The following is a 20,745-nucleotide window of genomic DNA, read 5'->3' as shown; positions in this document are numbered from 1 at the left end:
GAGGAAATATGGACGAGATCCAAAAAGAGATCAAGGAACTGCGTGAGAAGATCCGGTATCACAACTACCGGTATTATGTTTTGGACGATCCGGAGATCTCCGATGCAGAATATGACCGCCTTTTCAGACGCCTACTGGAACTGGAAAAGGCCCACCCCGAATGGGTGACCCCGGATTCCCCCACCCAGCGGGTGGGAGCTGAACCCCAAAGGGCCTTTTCCCAGGTCAGGCACCGTCAACCCATGTTGAGCCTGGAGAACGGATTTTCCGATCAGGATATCCGGGACTTCGAGATCCGTATCAGGCGGTTCCTGGGTGGAGAAACGGGATTCACCTATACGGTTGAACCCAAGATGGACGGGCTGGCAGTCGAACTGGTTTACGAAGAGGGACACCTCGTAGCGGCTTCCACCAGGGGGGATGGTATTGTAGGAGAGGATGTCACAGCAAACGTGAAGACCATCATGAGTGTCCCCCTGGTACTCACTCCCAACCCGGGTGCGCCCCCTGTCCCTGAACTCCTGGAAGTCAGGGGAGAGGTCTACATGGAGATTGAGGCCTTTCACGAACTCAACCGCAAGAACCTCTCCCGGAATCTCCCTCCCTTCGCCAACCCGAGGAACGCGGCGGCCGGTTCCCTCAGGCAATTGGACCCGAGGGTTACAGCCAAGAGGCCTCTCAACATGTTCTGCTATGGAATCGGTGAATTGAGGGGCATCCGTTTTCAGACCCACCTGGAGTTGATGGCGGCCTTGCAACAATGGGGACTGAGGGTCAACCGGCCCTACCTTCGGGAATGCAAGGATATCGAAGAGGTGATCGACTACTGTCATGAACTTGAAAGAGTTCGGTCTCAGTTTCCTTTCGAGATCGACGGGGCGGTCATCAAGATCAATCAACTCGCCCTCCAGGCCCGCCTTGGAGAGAAATCCCGCACCCCTCGATGGGCTTTGGCCTATAAATTTAAACCCACCCAGGAGACGACCAGGATACGCAAGATCGTTGTTCAGGTGGGACGCACAGGCGCCCTCACCCCCGTGGCCCAGCTCGATCCGGTGGAAGTGGGCGGGGTTACGGTAAGGCGCGCAACCCTTCACAACCAGGAAGAGATCCAGAAAAAGGACATCCGGGAAGGCGATACGGTGATCGTTCAAAGGGCCGGTGACGTAATACCGGAAGTGGTCAAGGTCATTGCCTCGAAAAGGACGGGCAAGGAAAGACCCTTCAGAATGCCCACCCATTGTCCCGTGTGCGGGGCGGCCCTGGAAAAGACTCCGGGAGAGGTAGTCCTGCGGTGCCCGAATCTCGCCTGTCCGGCGCAGGTACGGGCATCTTTGCGGCATTTCGTCTCCAAGGGAGCCATGGACATTGAGGGGCTGGGGGAAAAGACTGTAAACCAGTTGATTCAAAGGCGAAAGGTGAAGGAGCCTGCGGATTTATATCAATTGACCATGGACGACCTCCTGGAACTGGATGGATTTGCGCGGAAATCCGCTGAAAACCTGTTGCGGGCCATCCGAAAAAGCAAGGTCACCACATTGGCCAGGTTCATTTATGCCTTGGGGATCAGGCACGTGGGGGAACACATCGCCCGCCGACTCGCAGAGGTCTTCGGATCCCTTGACCGTCTGATGGAAGCAAGTGAAGAGGACCTCATCGCAGTAAACGAAATCGGGCCCCATATCGCAGAAAGCGTTTCCTCTTATTTTGAAGATGAGGGCAACAGGCGTCACGTGGAGCGTCTGCTGCGGGCGGGTATCCGCTTCGAGGATGTTGCGGCCCGGGGCGCGGACCTTTCAGGAAAGACCTTTGTTCTTACCGGAACCCTTAAATCCATGATCCGCTCCGAGGCCAAGGAACGGATCCTGGAAAGGGGAGGGCGGGTTGCATCATCCGTAAGCCGCAACACCGACTACCTAGTTGCGGGAGAATCGCCCGGCTCCAAGCTCCAGAGGGCCCGGGAACTGGGGATTCCCCTTTTGAATGAGGAAGCCTTCCTCAGGCTCCTGGAAGGAAAGAATGGGTAACCCCCGGGAGAAAGCCTGACTTCAGGCGAGTACATCAATCCTAATATTATCTGATAACGGTTCGAGGGATAAGGGTTCCAGGGTATAAATTATGAAGCGGGTTTCATCTCTCAACCCTTTGATTCCTTGAACTTTCAAGCTATTCCGAATCGGAATGATCGTCGATTTCAGGAGAGAGGCATGGAAAACATCAGGATTCGACTTGTGATCGAAGGCCGTGTACAGGGGGTGTGGTTTCGGGATTCCACCCGCAGAAAGGCTGAGGCCCTGGGGGTGCGGGGATGGGTCAGGAACAGACCGGATGGAACTGTGGAGGTCCTGGCCGAAGGAGAAGCGGAAAAGGTGAGGGAATTAGTCTCATGGTGCCATCGTGGGCCGTCCCATGCCCGGGTCACCCGGGTTCATGAAACGGAAGAGCCCTGGCAGGGGGAATTTGACACCTTTGATATTGTCTTTTGATCCGGTGGATGTTAATAACCTCGGAACGCCCTATCTAAGCTATGATTTTTTGGCCACTGTTTCGGAGAAAGGATTCCCCCGATGAATACAGGCCGATTGAGGCAGGGTAGCCTATTTATCATCCTTTTTCTCATTCTTTGCTTGACGGGTTGCGGAACCGTCAAGGGCATTTACCGGAAGATTTCCCCTGAAAAAATCTATAAGAAGGTCACCTTTCAGGCCGGAAAGACGGATTCCTTGAAGAAAAGGGTCCTCATGCTGCCCATCCTGGATCAGGCCAGGCTTGGAAAGCAAAAATTGGAAAAAATCTCCCATACCTTTATTTCCATGCTTTCAAAGGATGAACGGCTTCTCATTTACCCTGCCAGGGACCCGATCCCCACGACCCTGAAATTGCGCAACCCGGAATTCGGCATTGTAACGGACCCGGACCGTGCCAGGAAGGCCGAAGAAATGGGGATGAATGTCCTGCTCACAGTAATCATCAATCCCTTAGAGTTCCGCCCCAAAAAGAAGAGTTTTTGGCCCTTGAGGGTGATATGGCCGTTTGGAGGGGCAAACCGCGAGGTAGAAATCTCCATGTTCGTGAATGCCCTGGACATCACGAACGGTACCCTGATCCTGTCCCATCTGGAGACCCGAAAATTGGATCTCATAGAGGACCTCATGGCATGGGAGGAAGAGGACGAGGCGGAACTGAGGAAGAGTATCGACGAAAAAGAACTGCAGAAGGCCTTTGCCGATATGCTTGAGGGCCATGTCGAGGCCCTCAGGGAGGCCCTGGACCGTCATCCGTGGTCCGGCCGGATTCTGTCCGTCAATGACGGTAAGGTGATCATCAGCGCGGGAAAGGATGTGGGGATAGAGGCTGGAGAGGTCTTTGAAGTATACGGGAGAGGGGATCCCGTCCGTTCGGCAAGCGGGAGGACCTATTATCTCCTTGGGCCGAAAATAGGAGAAGTGAAGGCGGAAAAGGTAATGGATTCCTATGCCTCGGCCGTGCCCTTGTCCGAGGGGAAGTTTCAGGCCGGCTACCTCGTAAGACCCGTAAAAAATTGAGCCTTTGTTTTAGGAGTAATGGAAGACCTGATCCACAAGGGGCGGGAATTCGCCTTTTTGTCACCTTCCATTCATTTTTCAATGGCCTTGATCCAGGAGTTCCCTCGCATGGGCCAAGGCCCTTGAAGATACGGTTTTCCCTCCGAGCATCCGGGCGATCTCCTTTACACGGCCCTCCTCGTCCAGTTCCGAGATCACGGTCTGGGTCCTGCCGGCCGTCACCTTTTTTTCCACCAGGAAATGGGTGGTCCCCTTGCTCGCGATCTGATGGAGGTGGCTGATGCAGAGCAGTTGATGGTACCGGGCCAGAGACTGCAGTTTTTCCCCCACGACCTCCGCGGTCGCTCCGCCGATACCGGCATCCACCTCATCGAAAATAATCGTTTCTACTGAGGCGCTCCGGGCTAGGATCGTCTTCAGGGCCAGCATGACCCTGGACAGTTCTCCTCCTGAAGCGATCTTGGACAGGGGCCTCAACTCCTCCCCGATATTCGGAGAGATGAGGAATTCGACCCTGTCCCAACCATCGGGCCCGATGGCTTCAATCCGACTTCCGGCTCCCGGATCTCCAATCTCTTTCAAGGTTTCGAAACCCACCTGGAAACGGGTGCCTTTCATGCCCAGCATGGCGAGTTCCCGTTTTACCGCTTTCTCGATTCCCATGGCGACCTTCTTCCTCTTTTCGGAAATGGAAGCAGCCCGGGAGAGAAGTTCCTGTTCCCTATCCGCCGATTCCCGGTGGATCTCCCGGAGTTCCTCTTTTTTTCGGGCAAGGTTTTCCTCGGAAAGGGAGATCCGCTCCCTGTGCCGCAACACGTCCCCGAGGGTGGGGCCGTATTTCCTCTTGAGCCTGTTGAGGATTTGCAGACGTTCTTCCACTTCCTCAAGGCGATGGGGATCGTTGAAGACCCTTTGCCGGAGTTCTCTCAGATCGAAAGCCGCTTCTTCGAGTTCCACGCTGGCAGAGGCAACGGCGTCTCTTATGGGTTCGAGCCTCCCGTCGATCTCGGATCCCTTTTCCAGTTCCTTGACGCAATGGGAAAGCCGGGAGATCACCGCATCTTTGTCTTCGTAAAGGATACGATAGGCCTCACCCATGGCATTCATGAGCTGTTCAGCGTAACGCAGGCGTTTTTTCTCCTCTTCAAGGTCCTGGTCCTCTCCTTCATGGATCTCCGCCCGATCGATTTCGGTAACCTGAAATCGGGCCAATTCCAGCTTTTCTTCTCCCAGCTCTATTTCCTTTTCGAGCAAATGGATGGTTTCTTTCAACCTTCGGTAATCCCCGAAAATTTCTCCAATGGCCTCCCTTTCATCCGTGAGCCCACCAAAGGCATCCAGGATGTAAAGATGATTTTCCGGTTTTAGGAGGGACTGGTGCTCATGTTGCCCGGAGATGCTGACCAAAAGGGATCCGATTCGACTCAGCATATGCAGGGTGGCCAGGGAGCCGTTGATCGCGATCCTGTTTCGGCCTTCTCGTGATATGATTCGCTTGACCAGAATTTCTTCATCAAAGGGAATTCCGAATTCCTTGAGAAGATCTCCAGCAGGATGGCTTCGGGGCAGGTGGAAGAGGGCTTCGACTCGGGCTTCAGGGGCACCGGTCCGGATGAGATCGCTTGATGCCCTCCCGCCCAGAATCAGGTTTACGGCATTGATGATAATGGATTTGCCGGCACCGGTCTCCCCGGAAAGGATATTGAGCCCCTCCTTGAAATGAATCTCCAGGTGATTGATGATGGCGAAATTTGAGATTGTCAGTTGAACGAGCATGCCTTGCCGTGGAGTAGGTCGGGGATCGGCACAGCCGACCAGCCTTGATTTGGTGGTGATCTCCCTTGTCGGTCAAGGGGGAACGGCCATCCATATTAAACCGCTCTCCCGTCGCCTTCAAGGGTTTTTAGACGCCTCCTGTCGTCTACTGGATTGTAGCAATATCTGTAAAGATCAGGGTAAGGGGAAGGTGGTATGGGTCTTCGACTATCCCAATGAAAGACGGATAATGCCGGTATGGTGTGAATAAGACATGGGGATCCCGAGACGGTGGGCGGCCCGGAGGTTCTTCTGGGACCCCCCTAGCTTCGCTCCCAGGTCACCCGCAGCACCTCCTGATAAGAGGTTACACCCGAGAGAAGTTTCTTCACGGCGTTTTCCCTGAGGGTTACCATCCCCTCCTTTCGAGCCAGGTTCCGCACGGATTCCACGTCGCATTGCGGGACGATGATTTTCCGAATGGATTCCGTGACAGGGAGCACTTCAAAGATGCCGGTTCTCCCGAGGTACCCGGTATTACGGCACTTCATGCAGCCCTTGCCCCGATGGAGCTCCAGGGGGCCCTTTTCCATTAATTCCAGGCCGAGGGAAGCCAACTCCCCTTGCTCGATCCGGAAGGCCTCCTTGCAGTGGGGACAGATCTTTCGGACCAGTCTCTGGGATACGATACCGATCAGGGTGGCCTGTATGAGGAATGCAGGGACCCCGAGATCCAGGAGACGCGTTACAGCGGAAGGGGCGTCGTTGGTATGCAGGGTGGAGAGGACCAGGTGGCCGGTCAAGGCGGCTTGGATGGCATTCTGGGCCGTTTCCAGGTCCCGCATTTCCCCTATCATGATGATATCGGGGTCTTGCCTGAGGATATTTCTCAGGATGGATCCAAAGGTGATGCCGACGGCGGGTTGGACCGCAATCTGGTTGAAGTCCTCGTGGACCATCTCGATCGGATCTTCCACGGTCGTAATGTTGATGGCGGGCGAAGAGAGGTAGCGGAGGGTGGAATAGAGGGTGGTGGATTTCCCGCTTCCCGTGGGTCCACATACCAGAACGATCCCGTGGGGCATGTCGATAAACCGGTGGTAACGGATAAGGTCAGTGGAGGAGAATCCGAGATTTTCCAGATCCTGGAAAAGGATCTCAGGATCCATGATTCTCATCACCAGTTTTTCTCCAAAGGCGACCGGCACGGAGGAGACCCGGATCTCGGATTCCACGCCCTGCCTGTCCATCTTGATGCGGCCGTCCTGGGGCCGTCTTTTCTCCGCCATATCCAGGCGGCTGAGGGTCTTGATGCGGCTCACTATGGCGGAATGGACGTTCTTGGGCAGTTCGTAGACCGTGTGGAGGACGCCGTCGATGCGTAGCCTCACCAGGCTCTTGTCCCTTTTGGGCTCGATGTGGATATCGCTTGCCCTTTGGTCAAAGGCGTAGCTGAAAAGATGGTCTACGGCATTAACAATGTGTTGGTCATTGGAAGGGAGCTCGTCGGAAACCCCCAGGCGCACGTATTGCTCCAGGTTGCCCAGATCTACGGCGGGACCTGAAAACTGGTGTTCCGCAGCCGCGATGGATCGCTTGAAACCGAAAAACTCGTTTATGAGTTTTATGATATCCGTCTTGCAGCTTACGAGGGGGCGAACCCTGCAGTGACTCACCCGGCTGATATCTTCCATCACTTCCACGTTGAAGGGATTCGGGGTGGCCACGTGGAGCCACCCGTCCTTCATATCCACAGGAAGGACCAGGTGCTTTTTTGCAAAGGAATGGGGGATGGTACTGGTCACCAAATTGAGATCCAGTTTCAAGGGATCGATCTTCTTGTAAGGGATCCCCCAGTCCCTTGCGAGGGTCTGGAAGATGGTCTCTTCGTCCAAGGTCTTGGACGGATCGTCCGCTCGGGCGATCCGCAGGGAGGTGATGACATCAATGATGGTCACCGGGTTGGGAACTTTCCCTTTCTCAGTCCCATGATTCCCGCGTGGGGGGCGGACCTGCTCAAGTTTTTTTTGGATATGGGATCGGCGCTTGAGGATCTGCGCCCTTTGCCCCTCCGAGATCAACCCGTATTCCAAGAGTACCCTGGTAACCCTGTCAGGGGAAAAGGGGTCAGAAGGGGTTTCTTTTTGAAGCATCCGGTTTTCCTCTCGCGATGAAGGGCGCTGTGAGTGTCGGCTTCGGGGACTGTCCACCAGCAGGAGACAATAACCTCCCTCGGCCCATCCGCCCCCTGGTATCCGAAAATGCGACGGGAGTCCATCTTCCCGTGAGTAGGCGAAAGGGCCGAGATCCAGGTCCTATTCGGGAGTCGGGGGCTGAAAATAGGTGACGGCCCCGGGAAGCGCCTTTATAAGCTTGACGCTGCGGGCCTCCGGGTCTCCCAGGCCGGATTCGTAAGAAATCTCGGCCTTGCAAGGGACCGGGAGGAGCGAGAATGACATTTTTTTCCCATCTTCATCATAGAATACCGTCATTTCATCCACCCGGAAGATCCCGCGGTCCGTCAGGAGATTGTCGGTCGTCTTGGAATCGATCCTGACCGTTGCGGTATTACCCGTATCTCCCTGGATCTCTTCCCCCGGATCCTCCGAAAGGGCGGTCCCGGAAGCGGCGAAGACAAGACAGATTACGATCAATGGGAAAAAGACCGTTCCTCCTGTTTTTCTCAGCCATTTCCACATCTTTTCACTCCTGTCATGTTTGGAGGGGGTGTGAACAAACCGATCGGCTTCATCTAAGGTTGCCTCCAGTTGATAAGCCCACTCTTTATATTGAATGCCGGATTGGTATCCACATCGAGAACCGTTCCGGTACTTTGCTGAATGAAGGCCTTTGTCCCCTCTTCCTGCCCGACGTGGAATCCGAGGGAAGAGGACTTTCCCGATCCCAGGCTGACCTTGTCCAGGACCTGCTGATAGGTTTCAGACCCCACAGTGAAATCCTGGGTCTGACCGGGGAAGACAGGCTCGTAATAGGCCGTTCCCGTCTCAAAGTATAGGGCATAGAGGTAACTGTCCCCGCCGAACCCACAGATATCGTCGTTGGGGACGAATGTGGGGAAGAAGACGATGCCGCCGAAGACGCTGGGCTTAGTGATCGCCCGCTCCCGGGTGGTGAGCAGGGTCCTGTACCAGCCGTCGTAATTCCTGGCCTCTACGAGGAGGTCGTTCCAGTTCCCGAATTCCGTGGATCCCACGAAGACCGTTCCTCCTGAGGTTATCACGTAATCGTCGGCCTCGAAAAGGTCACTCCGGCTCAATTCCTTGTTGTAAGCATAGCTGTGATAATAACCCCCGGAGCCCGAATCGTAGTAACTGTTGAAGAAGGGATCCACTAGACCGTAAAGGTACTGGGTATCGGTGGTGGACTTGTCGGAATCAGAGAGGTATCGGCCGGTCCCGAAATATACCCATACGTTGTCAAAGAAATCGATCGATAGGGAGAGCGGAGAGGTGATGGGCCTGTCGGAGGTAAAGAGGGGTTTGAATTTCCATTCATTTCCGGAGTGAATGGGGTTGTCTTCATAAGAGGAGACGTCGCTCCAGTCCCAGGGGATCATGACTTTGTATATTTTCCCCTTCCATGAACTCCCCTGCTTATAAGTTTCTCCTAAATAGATGGCGTCTACGTTGTAGTTGAGGTTCTTGTCAAGGGACACTGGGGAATTCATGAAGGCGTTATTCTCGCTTCCCGAGAAGAGCCAGGCGTCCGTGGTGCCTGAAGCGAAAGAGGATATGTCGGGATAGGCATCTCCGGTCTTAAGGTCCACAACGTATACATGGGCCTTCTGGGTGCTCTCACCGTCAAAGGTCTCGGGTCCTGAACCGAACACCGCAAACCACTTGTCTTTCACCTTCACGATCGCGGGTATGGAGGTGGTCAGACCGAGATCCTGGTAAGTCCTTTCCCAGAGCAACCTGGGGTTCCTCGGGTCTGTGACATCCATGCAGAAGTAACTGGGATAGAAGTGGCGGGTTTCGGATACGGTAACCCCGGAACCGTCATCAAAGTCACCTTCCGCCCAGATGTGTTTTCCACCAAGATTCAACCCGGCCAGGAGGATGGTCCCCCAGTTGTCATCCCCGTCCGCGTCCACGTAATGGGTGTCATCCGGAAGGATCTTGGCGTCGAAGATCTTCGGCTTGAGGTCCACGTAATAGACATGCGAGTAGTCTTCCTTTGGGAGCCACTTTAGATGGGGGAGCAGGGCCTGTGGAATGTATGCCCAGAGCTCCTCACCTATATGTTCGCCGCTCGGGGCAGCGCTTGGTTTCGTATACTGTTTCGAAGTCCCGCTGTAACACCAGGAAGTAAAGGCATGAAGCATTCCGTCGTTGGCTCCCACGTAGACCACCGTCTCCCTGTTGGATACCCCGGAGAGGTAATCCATATAAGATTCGTCTGCGTAAATGATGTGGTAGTTGTCCGGAGGCTTGGCGATGGAAACCGGGGTGGAATGTACTATGTCGCCCAGTTTCCATACGTTCCCGTTCAGGGTCCGGGATCTCACCTGTAAGGTCGTGGTTCCTGAAAGTCCTGTGTCTTTGCCCCGTATGTACTCGATAAGGGTCTTTGCCCGATCGTCATGGTACCACCCGAGGTAGTTCCAGGCGCTGAAATCCTTCACACCCAGGTAGGGTTTGATCTTGGTGACCCCCGAAAGATCAAAGGCGACCACCTCCCCGTCATCATCAAAGGGATCGTCGTCTCCCACGGGTTCATCGACCTGCTGGTCCTTGTCCATATCCAGGTAGGTGAAGATCTTTCGCTCATCCGGATCACGGGTGGACAGGATCTCCCCCGCCTCCCACAGGGGGTTGATGTCCTCAAGGTCCAGGATCTCGTAAGCGTCACTGCCAACATCCGGGTACGGAGTAGTCCCACTGGGGACAAAGTCGGTAAAGCGCCGGATCTTTGAGTCGCCGGTCGCGGAATCGAAGTAATACTCCACGACTTTGTCGTTCGCCGGATCAAGGGCCCGGTCGCCGTCGGTGTCTTCGTGGAGGTTCCCGTAAGAGTCCACCCACAGGGACTGTAAATACCCCACCCACTTGACGTCCGTGACACCGCTGGTCACGGTCGGGCGAAAGTAGGCCTGGACCAGATTGCCTTCTCCCTCCCCGGAGGTGGCGAGGACCGACACCGCAGTCCCTGCCGCCGCCCTTTTCAGGATATCAGTGATGGCCCTTAGGAGTTGGGCCTCGAGCTGGTAGCCGTTAGGCGCCTCGAAATATGTGTCAGGCGTCCCGTCTCCGTCCGAGTCCCATTCCGAGGTCAGGTTCGGCCGGTCGTCCCCGTCCCTGTCCTCAAAGCCCCCGTTCTTCGCTGCATCCTGGAGGAGAGTGGAGCCTTGACCGAAGGCGAAGACCGTATAGAAAATGATGTTTTGGTCTCCATCGAGATCGCTTCTAAGGTCGTTTGTCCGTGCCCACAGGGCCACGTCGTCCAGATAGTCGGAGCCGTTGTAATCATAAGATCCCGGGTCGTTCTCGTCACCGTCATAGTCCCGAAGACCTGTAGGGATATTTTTATCCTGGGTGCTTTCTCCGTCCGTGATGAGGAGGATAAAACTCTTGCCGCACTCCACAAAATCTCCCCGATCATCCCAGTAGTAAGGGTCTTTCTGGTGGTTGGTCTGGTAGTCTCCGTTGAAATAATAGGGGCTGACCTGCTGGAAATACCTCACACCCTCGTAAAAGGCCTCCGCCAGGGGGGTCCATGTATCGGCCTTCATGTTTTCGATCTGGGTGACCATATTGGTCATGCTCCCGGCCTTTACGGCCACTTGTATCCTGCCCCCCTCATCGTTGTTATAGAACTCGAGACCGAACCGGGCCCGGCTTCCCACCCTCTGGATGACCCCTGCGATGTTCCCGTCCAGGAACTCATCCGGCTCGTCTGCTTCGTCCTTTTTGACCGCGATCTTGTATCGTTCGATGTATCCGCTGAAGGGGTTGCTGTCATCGTCCACGTATATATAGCCTCCCTTTATGCCGTACCAGTAATTTCCGTTGTAAGGTGTGACGCTCACGCCGGATAGGGAGGAATCGAATTGACGCTTCCAGTACCGGCTGGGCTGGGCGTTGTGATCATCCCCGTAAAGGGTGGTGTTGCCACCTCCAGTCCTGGACGTGGCAAGCCCTCCCACCAGGACCTTCTTGGCTACATCGATCCTTCGCATACTGAGCCAGTTGAGCCAATTCCCGTTCCATTCACCGTTCGGATCCCTCACGAACTTATTGGATGAATATTTGTACTGGGCATCCGGGTCAAAGAGCCCGTAGTAAAGGGTCCGTTCGGCCGGAGTGAACTCGATGTGGAGGAGAGGGGCTTCGGAATGGGAGTTGTCATAGGATTTGGCGTCCCTTTTCCCCGTGCCCGAGAAGATGAAGACCATGGAGTTGCCCTTGACCCATCCGGTGCGGTTCACGATCTCCTGAACGATCTCCTTGATGTCCGGGGTTTGGTAGGTCGTATCATGGGTCCATGCGGACACGTTGCTCCAGGCCACCGAAGCGGCGGTCCTAGGGCGTGAATCTATGTTGTTGAGGGTTGCGGAAAATTGATCTGTATCGTCATCGAGTTGCCCCCTGATGGTGAAGTTGGTATTGGCCGGGGCAGTGGATGAATCTGCTTTGGCAGTAAACTCAATGTATGCATTTGTGATGGTTGCTCCCTGAGGCACGTTTACGTTCTGGAAACGGATCCCGACAATGGCGTCGTTGCTGGTGGTGGAATATCCTCCCAGGTCCAGGTCACTGCTGTTATACCACGCCGTGTCGTCAGTCGGCCGTTCCTCCGCGTCGTCCCGGCTTTGTGAGACCCGTACAGTGGTAGAATTGGAATAGGGGGTGTTGCCCGAATATAATTCATCGGTGATCTCCGCCCCGTTATCCCCGGCCCAGGTTCCGTAAGCCGCATAGTTCATGCTCCCGGAATTGTCCAGGATGATCAGGATGTTGGGGGTTATGGAGGTGGTCATGAAAATAGGGGTGGCGGTATAATCGGACATGCTGGGCTCGGAAGAATGGGCAGGTTCTCCACCAGGAAACAAACCCAGGAAAAGGGTGGAAATGACCAGTAGAATCGTTGTCTTTTTCATGGTTAAAGTCCTCCTGCAATTCCGGGCACCAGCCGGTATTCGGCCAGGACCTCGGACTGGGAAGATCTGGGCCCGGTTCCAACGGAATCCAGGGCGTAGATCACGGCAACCCCGCCGGTCATACCACTTCCGGCACCTTCCGCCCCGCTGGCAAACTCGGCACCGCCGCCGGCGATGCTTTCCTGTCGGTTTCGCTGGGTGTCTACCTGCACGGTGTATCCACCGAGGGTAAACTGGATGTCCTTATCACTGTCATAAGAGTCAAATCCCATGATCTGGCGAAAAAAGGCGTCCGGAGGCTGGGTGTCGAGGTATGTGATGGTTGAGTAAGAGGGCTGGAGCCCCTGCTCCACGCAGGAACGTATTATTTTTGGTGTCGTGTAGACTCCCGCATCCGCGTGATAAAAGGCTGTCTTGTGGGCCTGTTCGTTGCCTGCCACCTGTATCTCGATCTCTGTCGTGGTGCTTGCGGAGATTCCTATAAGGGTCAGGAAGACCAGGAGCAGCAAAGCGACAACCAGAACCGATCCATCCTGTTCCGTCCATTTGTTTTCACTGGATACCTTCATGGCCGCCTCCGCGTACTAAATGATCCTTGGAATGATTTGTTGAAGAGTGGCCGTTTTCTGAACGCCGTGGTCCGTCCATGTCACGGTCACGGTCACTGTCTTGGTATCGGTGATCGGGGAGTCGTCTGTCACGTTCCAGGTGACGGTATACCCGGAAGGTGGTGAGGGGTCTGTGTGGGTCCCTGCGGTAAGATCTGAATGGGTGTATGACCGGCTCATTAATTCCTCCATTCGGTCGCAGGCCAACTGGGTTCCTTCCGTCAGCCGTCCCGCCATGCCGTTTCCACGGATGGAAGAGACCTGCATGGAGGCCACGGCCAAGATTCCGAAGGAAAGGATGAAGATGGCTATCAGTATTTCAAGGAGGGTGAACCCTTCGGTTCTTCGGTTCCCTGTCATATACGTTTGTTTCCTCTTCATTCTCGCTCCCCATTTTTACGAGCTTCGCGCCCTTAGTGGAGACCTAGGTTCCGGCACCGAATCTCCGTTGAGAGGGCCCGGCGGCGTAGATTATCGTTACGGGCCGGCAAAATAACGGTTCCCTGCTGATTGCTGAAGGAATCGGTGTTCACATAGCCGGGATCGCCGCGGCCCACTGTGGCCACCAAGGTGACCTGGATCGAGCGGATGCTTCCAAGGGTGGACGTCACGTTTCGGTCACCATCCAGGTATACGAAATTAAGGGCCTCGATATTGTCGGCAACGGGCGAGTTGGGTCCTCCTCCGGATGACTTTCCAAGCCTTGTTACTCCGGAGGAAACGTAGAGGGAATAGGTGATCGTCTCGTTCGTGTCACTGGTATCCCCATCCCCGTTCAGGTCCATTGTAATCTGCATGGTATCACTCCCGGCGTTTGCGATTCCGGCCCCTGCCATCATTGTGGGATCATATCCGGCCATCCGGATGTCCCGTTCCAGATGGAAGAGGGCGTTTCGCAGGTTCTGCTGCATCGTCGCCACCTGTTCCTGGGCTATATAGGACTTTTGCTGGGAATAATAACTGGAATAAACCGAGGCCATCACGATCCCTGAAATGGCCACCGCCACCAGCAGTTCGACCAGCGTGAATCCCTCATTCGTGGGTATCCTGGCATTCATCGTTTCAATCCTTTTTCATCCCTTGTTTTCAGCCCCATAGGTTCTTCACCAACGACTTATTCCCAGTCGGCCCCGTTCCATTTCCGCAGAACCACGGCCCCGGCGGTGATCGTTCCAACGGCGTAAGATGTACTTCTCTCGTTGGTAAGGTATACGTAACCCATGCCTCCCGTACCCCTCGGGTTGAAGGTCGCTGAGTCTCCCGCATAGCTTACGGTGTCGATCGGGACCCCGCCGGGCACTGTCTTGGTTGCGTTCCCGAAACCGTAACTGACGCCGCTCCCGTAATTGGAAAGGTTCACGGTCTTTACCACCGTCACGCCGCTGTCAAGGACCTGATAGAGCCCGGCCCCGGTATTGAAGGAAACGGTATGATCCCGATTGGTCCGTACCGCCTGCATCTTGGCCAGTTGGATATTGGAGTATAGGTCCCTGGCCGCTTTCTTGAGTCGATATTCGGGCAGCCAGACCGAGAAGGTCGGGATAGCGATAGTGGCAAGGATGGCCAGGATGACCATTGTCATGATCAGCTCAAGTAAAGTGAACCCTTCCTGTTTTTTGAAAAACCGCATCCGTTGCTGCATGCCCATCCTCCAACGACCGCTTGTTCTCCAATTCTGGTTTGGCTACCAGAAATAAAGCAAGATGTGTGCCAGGAACAGGTTTTGAAGAAATTCCCAGGATTTCAGGGGGGTTGGGCCGGCCGGGGTGTTGGTTGGAGTGGTTTGGACGGGAAATATTGTAAAATTTTCTATCACTTGTAAAATAAGCTATCACTTGAGTCATGCAAACCGCGGGTTTGTCGACGATGCAAGGCATCGACCGCTGGGGTTCTTCAATCCCTCACTCCGATATCGTAATCAAGGGATTGATTTTCTGTTACAGTGTTTATTCCTACGTGGTGAAATCCTTTTAGATCCTTTTGGAGACTTCAATATGAATATCAAGAAAGGCGCCCTGCTGGAACTTGCTATCGAGAACATGGCCTTCGGAGGGCACGGAGTAGCCAGGGTTGAAGGTTTTGTCCTTTTTGTTCGGGGGGGCGTGCGCGGAGATCGGCTTCTTGCCAGAGTAATCCGAAAAAAGAAGGATTACGCCGAGGCCCGAGTGGTGGAACTCATTGAGCCGTCCCCGGACAGGATCGCAGCCCCATGCCCTTACCACGGACACTGCGGGGGGTGCCAGTGGCAGCATGTGCAGTACGGGCGCCAACTCGATTTCAAGCGCCAACAGGTAATGGAGGCCGTGGCGCGGATCGGTGGTCTTCCCCACGTCCCCGTTCATGCCACCATTCCATCTGAAAACATCTATTCCTACCGCAATAAAATGGAGTTTTCTTTTTCCGACAGAAGATGGCTCCTGCCCCATGAGATGGGAGTGGAAGGCCTGGAGACGGATTTCGCCCTCGGGCTTCACGCCCCTGGTACATTTTACAAGGTGATTGATATCGAGGCATGTCTTCTCCAGCACGATACCGGGAACCGGATTCTTCGGAAGGTCAGGGAGATCGTCAGAGAAACCGGCCTTCCTCCTTACGGCATTCGAAGCCATCAAGGTTTTTGGAGGTACCTGACCCTCAGGTACTCCTCGGCCTTTGACGAGTGGATGGTGAACGTTGTGACATCAAGCGAGAATCTACCCGTTTTGAATCATATCGCCGATGTGCTGGGCCGTTCATTTCCCGCCGTTCGCACCGTGGTGAACAATATCAACAGCAGGAAAGCCGGAATCGCCGTCGGAGAAAAAGAACTCTGCATCTCCGGGCCCGGCTTCATACGGGACCGGATCGGCCCATATACTTTCCAGGTCTCGGCCAATTCTTTTTTTCAGACCAACACATCCGGAGCTGATCGTCTTTACAGGAAGGTTGCGGAATATGCAGAGCTTACGGGTTCTGAAAAGGTCCTTGACCTTTACAGTGGAACGGGAACCATTCCCATCTATCTTTCTAAGGAGGCCGAGTCTGTGGTCGGAATGGAGATCGCCGAGAGTGCGGTTATGGATGCTGTGAAGAACTGCCGGGACAACGATGTCCATTGTTGTCGTTTCATCCTCGGGGACATCAAGGAGAATCTGAAGAATTTGGATTGGAGTCCGGATGTATTGATCATTGATCCTCCGAGGGCGGGTATGCATAAGAAGGTGGCCGCCAGGGTGATGGAACTGGGGGCCGAGAGGGTGGTTTATGTCAGTTGCAACCCCGGCACGATGGCACGGGACCTTTCCCTGCTGGCGGACAGGTACGAAGTGCTTGAAATCCAACCGGTCGACATGTTTCCCCATACCTACCATGTGGAATCCGTGGCCAAGCTCGTGGTCCGCAAGAGTTGATCCCGATCCCTTGATAGACTGGGGAATAATGAGTCCTTTCGACCGGGTTTTCCAAATAGGGTTGACAATCCGGGGGAGCTTTATATATAGGTGAATCCTGTGATTTTACCGGCCCATGTTATTGCGGGTTTGAGATACTGAAGGCTGGTTGCGAAATAAGGAACAGGGTATGAAAAGGGGGTGATCGCTGTGACCAAAGGGAACGACCGACTTGACCGGTGGAAAAGACCCTGCGGTTTTATCAAGCCGTCCACCACACGGGAGAAATGCTTCTCGGCCCTTAAGAGGGCGAAAGCGGAACCGCCCCTTTCGATCCCAAGGAGAGTGTAATCGGTATGGTCTAGGAAGACACCGTTACAATCGTTGAGGCAAGGTCCGGGAAAGCATCTCTGGGATAGAGATGCTTTTCTGTTTGTGCCTTTGGGATCGGGTCTCGGATGCAGAGATTCATCATGGGTTTTAAAAACGTACCCATTTTCAGCCTCCGGCCGGTGCCGCAGAAATACCGGATGGAACAGATGTAAAAGAATGGATCCGGTGTCCGTCAAACAGATTTTAGAATGAAAGAGATTGCACCATGAAAGTAATCGTACAGGATAATCAGATAGAAAAGGCTATCAGAGATCTTAAGAAAAAATTGACAAAGGAGGGGTTTTTCTCCGAGATAAAGGAACGACGCTTCTACGACAAGCCAAGTGTCCAGAGGAAGAAGAAGCAGGCCAAGGCAGCGAAAAGAAGGCGGAAACGTATGAGGAAATTCTCTTGATTGACATTTGCCTATGGGAGGTCGTTGAGGCGCCAAAGGAAAGGAGAGTCTGACAACTCACCCCACAAATGCCCGTGAGATGACTGGTGCCCGGGCTCCCTGCCGAACCGGGACGAAATCCAACAAAAGCGGCGGTGGAAAGGCTGCTGCTGGGCGGCCTCCTCCGATGAGCAGTGGAATCTCCTTATTTGTTTGATTTTCCAGGTTTATTCATGGCTTTTTCCTTGACAAAGGATTGGTGAATGGGTAAATACGCAAGGATTGCTGACCCACCCGTTGAGCAATAACCTTTTCTGCCTGTGAGGACTAACCCAATGGAAAACAAAAAAGTGCCCTCTGACGGATCTTCAAAGGGGGGGTGGATCTCTACGCTTGTTCACGTGGTCTTGTCTTATTATTCGAATCTCGTCACCCATCCTTTGCGGAGCGGATTGGTTTACTTCTTGGCCGGCCTCGTCCCCGCCCTCCTGATAGGATGGGTGGTTTTCCCCATGGCTCTTTATTCGAAGGAGTTCCAACCTCTTCGTTTCAGCCATGCAATCCATTCCATGCCGGATATCGGGATCGAAGGTGAGACCGAAATCGAAAGGTGCCTTTATTGCCACGGTTTTCGCGAGGACGGGACCTTCGAGGGAATCCCAAAGATCGGGAAATGCATGGAATGCCACGACGATCCGGAGTCCCCCTTGGGTGAGGACCCGGAGGAGGCGAGATTCCTCAAGGAATACGTGGCTGAGGGGAAAGAGGTCCCTTGGCTTTCTTATTACAGGCAACCTGATTGCGTTTATTTTTCCCATATCGCACACGTCAAGATGGGGAAAGTGGAGTGTCGCGAATGCCATGGGGATCATGGAAAGAGCGATGATTTGCCCCCCTATCGACGGAATAGGCTAACGGGGTACAGCATCAACATCTGGGGTAAAAATATCGCTGGTTACAAGTCTAATCCGTGGGACAGCATGAAGATGGACGACTGTGCCGAATGTCATACCAGGAAGGGCCAGGAACAGAACAACGCCTGTTTTGTCTGCCACAAATAAATAGGGATGGGAATTATGGAATCGAAGGATAAAAAGCTCACCGATAGGATCGCTCTCAACCGGAGAAATTTTATCAAATTGCTCGTCGGCGGCGCTGTAGGGATCAACCTGACTCCGCTTCCCTGGAAACTCACTGATGATGTGGCCATCTGGACGCAGAACTGGCCCTGGGTCCCTGTCCCGCCGGTAGGGGAAGTCACCCTGGAGAGCACCTTTTGCACCCTTTGCCCCGGGGGGTGCGGGATCGAGGTTCGCAAGGTGGAGGAGCGGGCCGTCAAGATCGAAGGACGGACGGATTATCCAGTTAATCCCGGTGGGATTTGCCCTTTGGGTGCCGGGGGTCTCCAACTTCTTTACAATGAGAACATTCGGTTCACCAGCCCCATGAAACGCGTGGGGTCCCGGGGATCCGGAGATTTTGTGCCCATATCCTGGGATGAGGCCCTTCGGGAAGTCCTAGATCGCATCAGGGATTTGAGAAAAAACGGAAGACCGGAGGCCCTGGCGGCTGTGAACGGTTACCCCAGGGAATCAACCATGGCCCATCTGGTGGAAAGATTTATTCGATCTGTGGGGAGTCCCAATTACCTCCGGATTCCTGATGCCGACGATACCTGCAGGATTGCCAACAGGCTCATGACGGGTTCATCAAGGTCCATGGCCTATGACCTGGAAAACTCAGATTTCGTTCTCAGTTTCGGATGCGGACTCATCGAAGGCTGGGGGGCCCCGGGGCGGATGATTCACGCATGGGGCATCTGGCACGACCGGGAGGCTGGGAACCGTAAAGTGAAGGTCGTGCAGGTGGAATCCAAGGCTTCCCTGACAGCCTCCAAGGCTGATCAGTGGGTGGCCGTAAGGCCGGGAACTGAGACCGCCCTGGCGCTGGGTCTGGCCCATGTCATGGTGAAGAAAGGTCTTTATCACCGGGACTTCATTGACCACTATGCTTTCGGTTTCGAGGATTGGCTTGACGATGACGGGACGAGACACCAGGGATTCAAGACCCTTGTGTTACATAAATACACGCCTGAAAAGGTCTCGGCTATCACGGGAGTTGATGCGGGGCGGATCGTGGCCCTTGCAGAAGATTTCGCAAGGGCAAAAAAACCGGTGGCCTTATTCGGCAAAGGGAAGGGGGATGTGAACGGAAACCTGCTCGAATGTATGGCCGTCCAGGCATTGAACGCCCTTGCCGGGCGTATAAACCGCCCCGGAGGCGTCATTCTCCAGGACCCTGTGCCCCTGGGAGGCTGGCCCGAGATCGAGGCGGATGCGGTCACGGAGGCGGGATGGGCGAAAGGGCGCCTCGATCAGGCAGGAGAGAGATACCCCTTTACCGATTCCCTGATCAACGGTTTTTCCGAAGCCCTTCTTCAAGATCCCTCAGCTGTTGATATGTTACTCGTTTTCGGGGCAAATCCCGTGTTTACCCTGCCAGATGGAGGTCTTTTCAGGCGGGCATTGGAAAAGATTCCTTTTATCGTGAGCTTTTCTCCTTTCCGGGATGATACCGCCCTGATGGCGGACTTGATCCTCCCTGATCATTCTCCTCTGGAAAAAGTAGAGGATATCCCCCGGCCCAGGGGTCTTCAGTATCCCCTCTATGGGGTGACGAAACCGGTCGTGAAGCCGCTTTACGATACCAGGCATAGCGGGGATGTGGTGATCGAACTCGCCCGAAGGCTGGGCGGGAAAATGAAGGATTCCTTTCCCTGGAAGAATTTCGAAGAGGCTCTCCAGGCCCGGGTGAGGGGGCTTTACGAGTCCGGTCCGGGACTTACCCGCTATGACGGGGGGAAACCGGTTTGGAAGAGCCTTACCCGGCCGGCCATTTACAAGGCGGATTATGGGTCCTTCCAGGACTTTTGGAAGGGCCTTAGAAAGGGAGGATTCTGGTATAGACCTTTGGTTAGATACGGCGGTTGGGCCGATTTATTCAAAACCCCTTCTGGGAAGTTTGAATTCTACTGTACCTCCCTTCAGGAGGCCTTCCCGGGTAACGGCGGGAAGACGTCTATAGAAGAGGCCTTGAAGAGTGCGGACGTCACTTCGACGGGAGACGAGGCCTTTATGCCCCATTTCGAGTCCGCAGAGGTTTCCGGGGACTATCCCCTTTTATTAGTGCCTTACGAATTGATCAACCTATCGAGCGGCCCCTGGCCCAACCCGCACTTTTTGAACAAAACCCTCTTCGACTACCAGCTGAGTGAGAATGAATCCTTTGCAGAGATCCACCCCGGGACCGCCTCGACATACCATCTCAAGGAGGGTGATCGAATATACGTGGACTCTCCTGCTGGCAGGGTCCGGGTACGGGTGCATCTTTTTGAAGGAGCGATGCCGGGAGTCGTGTTTCTTCCCCTCGGATTCGGTCACCATGCCTACGACGAGTACCAGAAAGGCAAGGGCGTCAATCCGAACGATCTTATCAGCCCGCGGAGGGATCCTCTTAGCGGCCTGCCAGCCTGGTGGAATACTCGCGTGAAGATCTCCAGGGCGTAATCGTGGACACGGAAAAA

General features: G+C 54.5%; 15 protein-coding genes. 7 read left to right on the top strand and 8 right to left on the bottom strand.

Annotated elements, in window-relative coordinates; translation table 11 throughout:
- Positions 1-8 precede the first annotated feature (8 nt).
- From ligA to JRF57_00740, 3 genes are all read left to right on the top strand, one after another.
- Complete coding sequence (gene ligA, locus JRF57_00750) at positions 9-2,027, top strand: NAD-dependent DNA ligase LigA (protein ID MBW2302219.1); 2,019 nt, start codon at positions 9-11, stop codon at positions 2,025-2,027.
- Positions 2,028-2,207: 180 nt separating this feature from the next.
- Entirely contained in the window at positions 2,208-2,486 is a 279-nt protein-coding gene (locus JRF57_00745) for an acylphosphatase (GenBank protein MBW2302218.1), read from the top strand.
- Between the two features lie 81 nt (positions 2,487-2,567).
- The gene (locus JRF57_00740; GenBank protein ID MBW2302217.1) at positions 2,568-3,545 is read left to right on the top strand and encodes a hypothetical protein; all 978 of its coding nucleotides are present in this window, start codon (positions 2,568-2,570) and stop codon (positions 3,543-3,545) included.
- A gap of 78 nt (positions 3,546-3,623) precedes the next feature.
- On the opposite strand, the gene recN is transcribed toward JRF57_00740, so the two are convergent.
- From recN to JRF57_00700, 8 genes are all read right to left on the bottom strand, one after another.
- On the bottom strand, positions 3,624-5,321 hold the full coding sequence (gene recN, locus JRF57_00735; protein ID MBW2302216.1) for a DNA repair protein RecN: 1,698 nt from the start codon (positions 5,319-5,321) through the stop codon (positions 3,624-3,626).
- Positions 5,322-5,623: 302 nt separating this feature from the next.
- Positions 5,624-7,453, bottom strand: a complete 1,830-nt coding sequence (locus JRF57_00730) for a type II/IV secretion system protein (protein MBW2302215.1) — start codon at positions 7,451-7,453, stop codon at positions 5,624-5,626.
- A 162-nt stretch (positions 7,454-7,615) separates the two neighbouring features.
- Entirely contained in the window at positions 7,616-7,999 is a 384-nt protein-coding gene (locus JRF57_00725) for a hypothetical protein (protein MBW2302214.1), read from the bottom strand.
- A gap of 53 nt (positions 8,000-8,052) precedes the next feature.
- Positions 8,053-12,420 carry a hypothetical protein gene (locus JRF57_00720; GenBank protein MBW2302213.1) on the bottom strand — a complete coding sequence of 1,456 codons (4,368 nt, stop codon included), beginning with the start codon at positions 12,418-12,420 and terminating at the stop codon, positions 8,053-8,055.
- A gap of 2 nt (positions 12,421-12,422) precedes the next feature.
- A complete protein-coding gene (locus tag JRF57_00715; protein ID MBW2302212.1) occupies positions 12,423-12,989 on the bottom strand; it encodes a hypothetical protein in 567 nt (188 codons plus the stop codon).
- 15 nt (positions 12,990-13,004) lie between these two features.
- Complete coding sequence (locus JRF57_00710) at positions 13,005-13,409, bottom strand: prepilin-type N-terminal cleavage/methylation domain-containing protein (protein MBW2302211.1); 405 nt, start codon at positions 13,407-13,409, stop codon at positions 13,005-13,007.
- A gap of 32 nt (positions 13,410-13,441) precedes the next feature.
- Positions 13,442-14,086 carry a prepilin-type N-terminal cleavage/methylation domain-containing protein gene (locus JRF57_00705; GenBank protein MBW2302210.1) on the bottom strand — a complete coding sequence of 215 codons (645 nt, stop codon included), beginning with the start codon at positions 14,084-14,086 and terminating at the stop codon, positions 13,442-13,444.
- A 56-nt stretch (positions 14,087-14,142) separates the two neighbouring features.
- Positions 14,143-14,670, bottom strand: coding sequence for a GspH/FimT family pseudopilin (locus JRF57_00700; GenBank protein MBW2302209.1), 528 nt, complete (start codon positions 14,668-14,670; stop codon positions 14,143-14,145).
- Between the two features lie 352 nt (positions 14,671-15,022).
- On the opposite strand from JRF57_00700, the gene rlmD reads away from it, so the two are divergent.
- The 4 genes from rlmD to JRF57_00680 all read left to right on the top strand — a co-directional run bounded on the left by rlmD (position 15,023) and on the right by JRF57_00680 (position 20,728).
- The gene (gene rlmD, locus JRF57_00695; protein ID MBW2302208.1) at positions 15,023-16,417 is read left to right on the top strand and encodes a 23S rRNA (uracil(1939)-C(5))-methyltransferase RlmD; all 1,395 of its coding nucleotides are present in this window, start codon (positions 15,023-15,025) and stop codon (positions 16,415-16,417) included.
- A 577-nt stretch (positions 16,418-16,994) separates the two neighbouring features.
- Entirely contained in the window at positions 16,995-17,183 is a 189-nt protein-coding gene (locus tag JRF57_00690; protein MBW2302207.1) for a 30S ribosomal protein S21, read from the top strand.
- Between the two features lie 314 nt (positions 17,184-17,497).
- Positions 17,498-18,223, top strand: coding sequence for a cytochrome c3 family protein (locus JRF57_00685; GenBank protein MBW2302206.1), 726 nt, complete (start codon positions 17,498-17,500; stop codon positions 18,221-18,223).
- Positions 18,224-18,238: 15 nt separating this feature from the next.
- On the top strand, positions 18,239-20,728 hold the full coding sequence (locus JRF57_00680) for a molybdopterin-dependent oxidoreductase (protein ID MBW2302205.1): 2,490 nt from the start codon (positions 18,239-18,241) through the stop codon (positions 20,726-20,728).
- Positions 20,729-20,745: the final 17 nt, after the last annotated feature.

It is taken from the genome of Deltaproteobacteria bacterium, assembly GCA_019310525.1.
Lineage (GTDB): Bacteria > Desulfobacterota > DSM-4660 > Desulfatiglandales > HGW-15 > JAFDEE01.
This window is presented reverse-complemented; position numbering and strand designations above follow the sequence as displayed.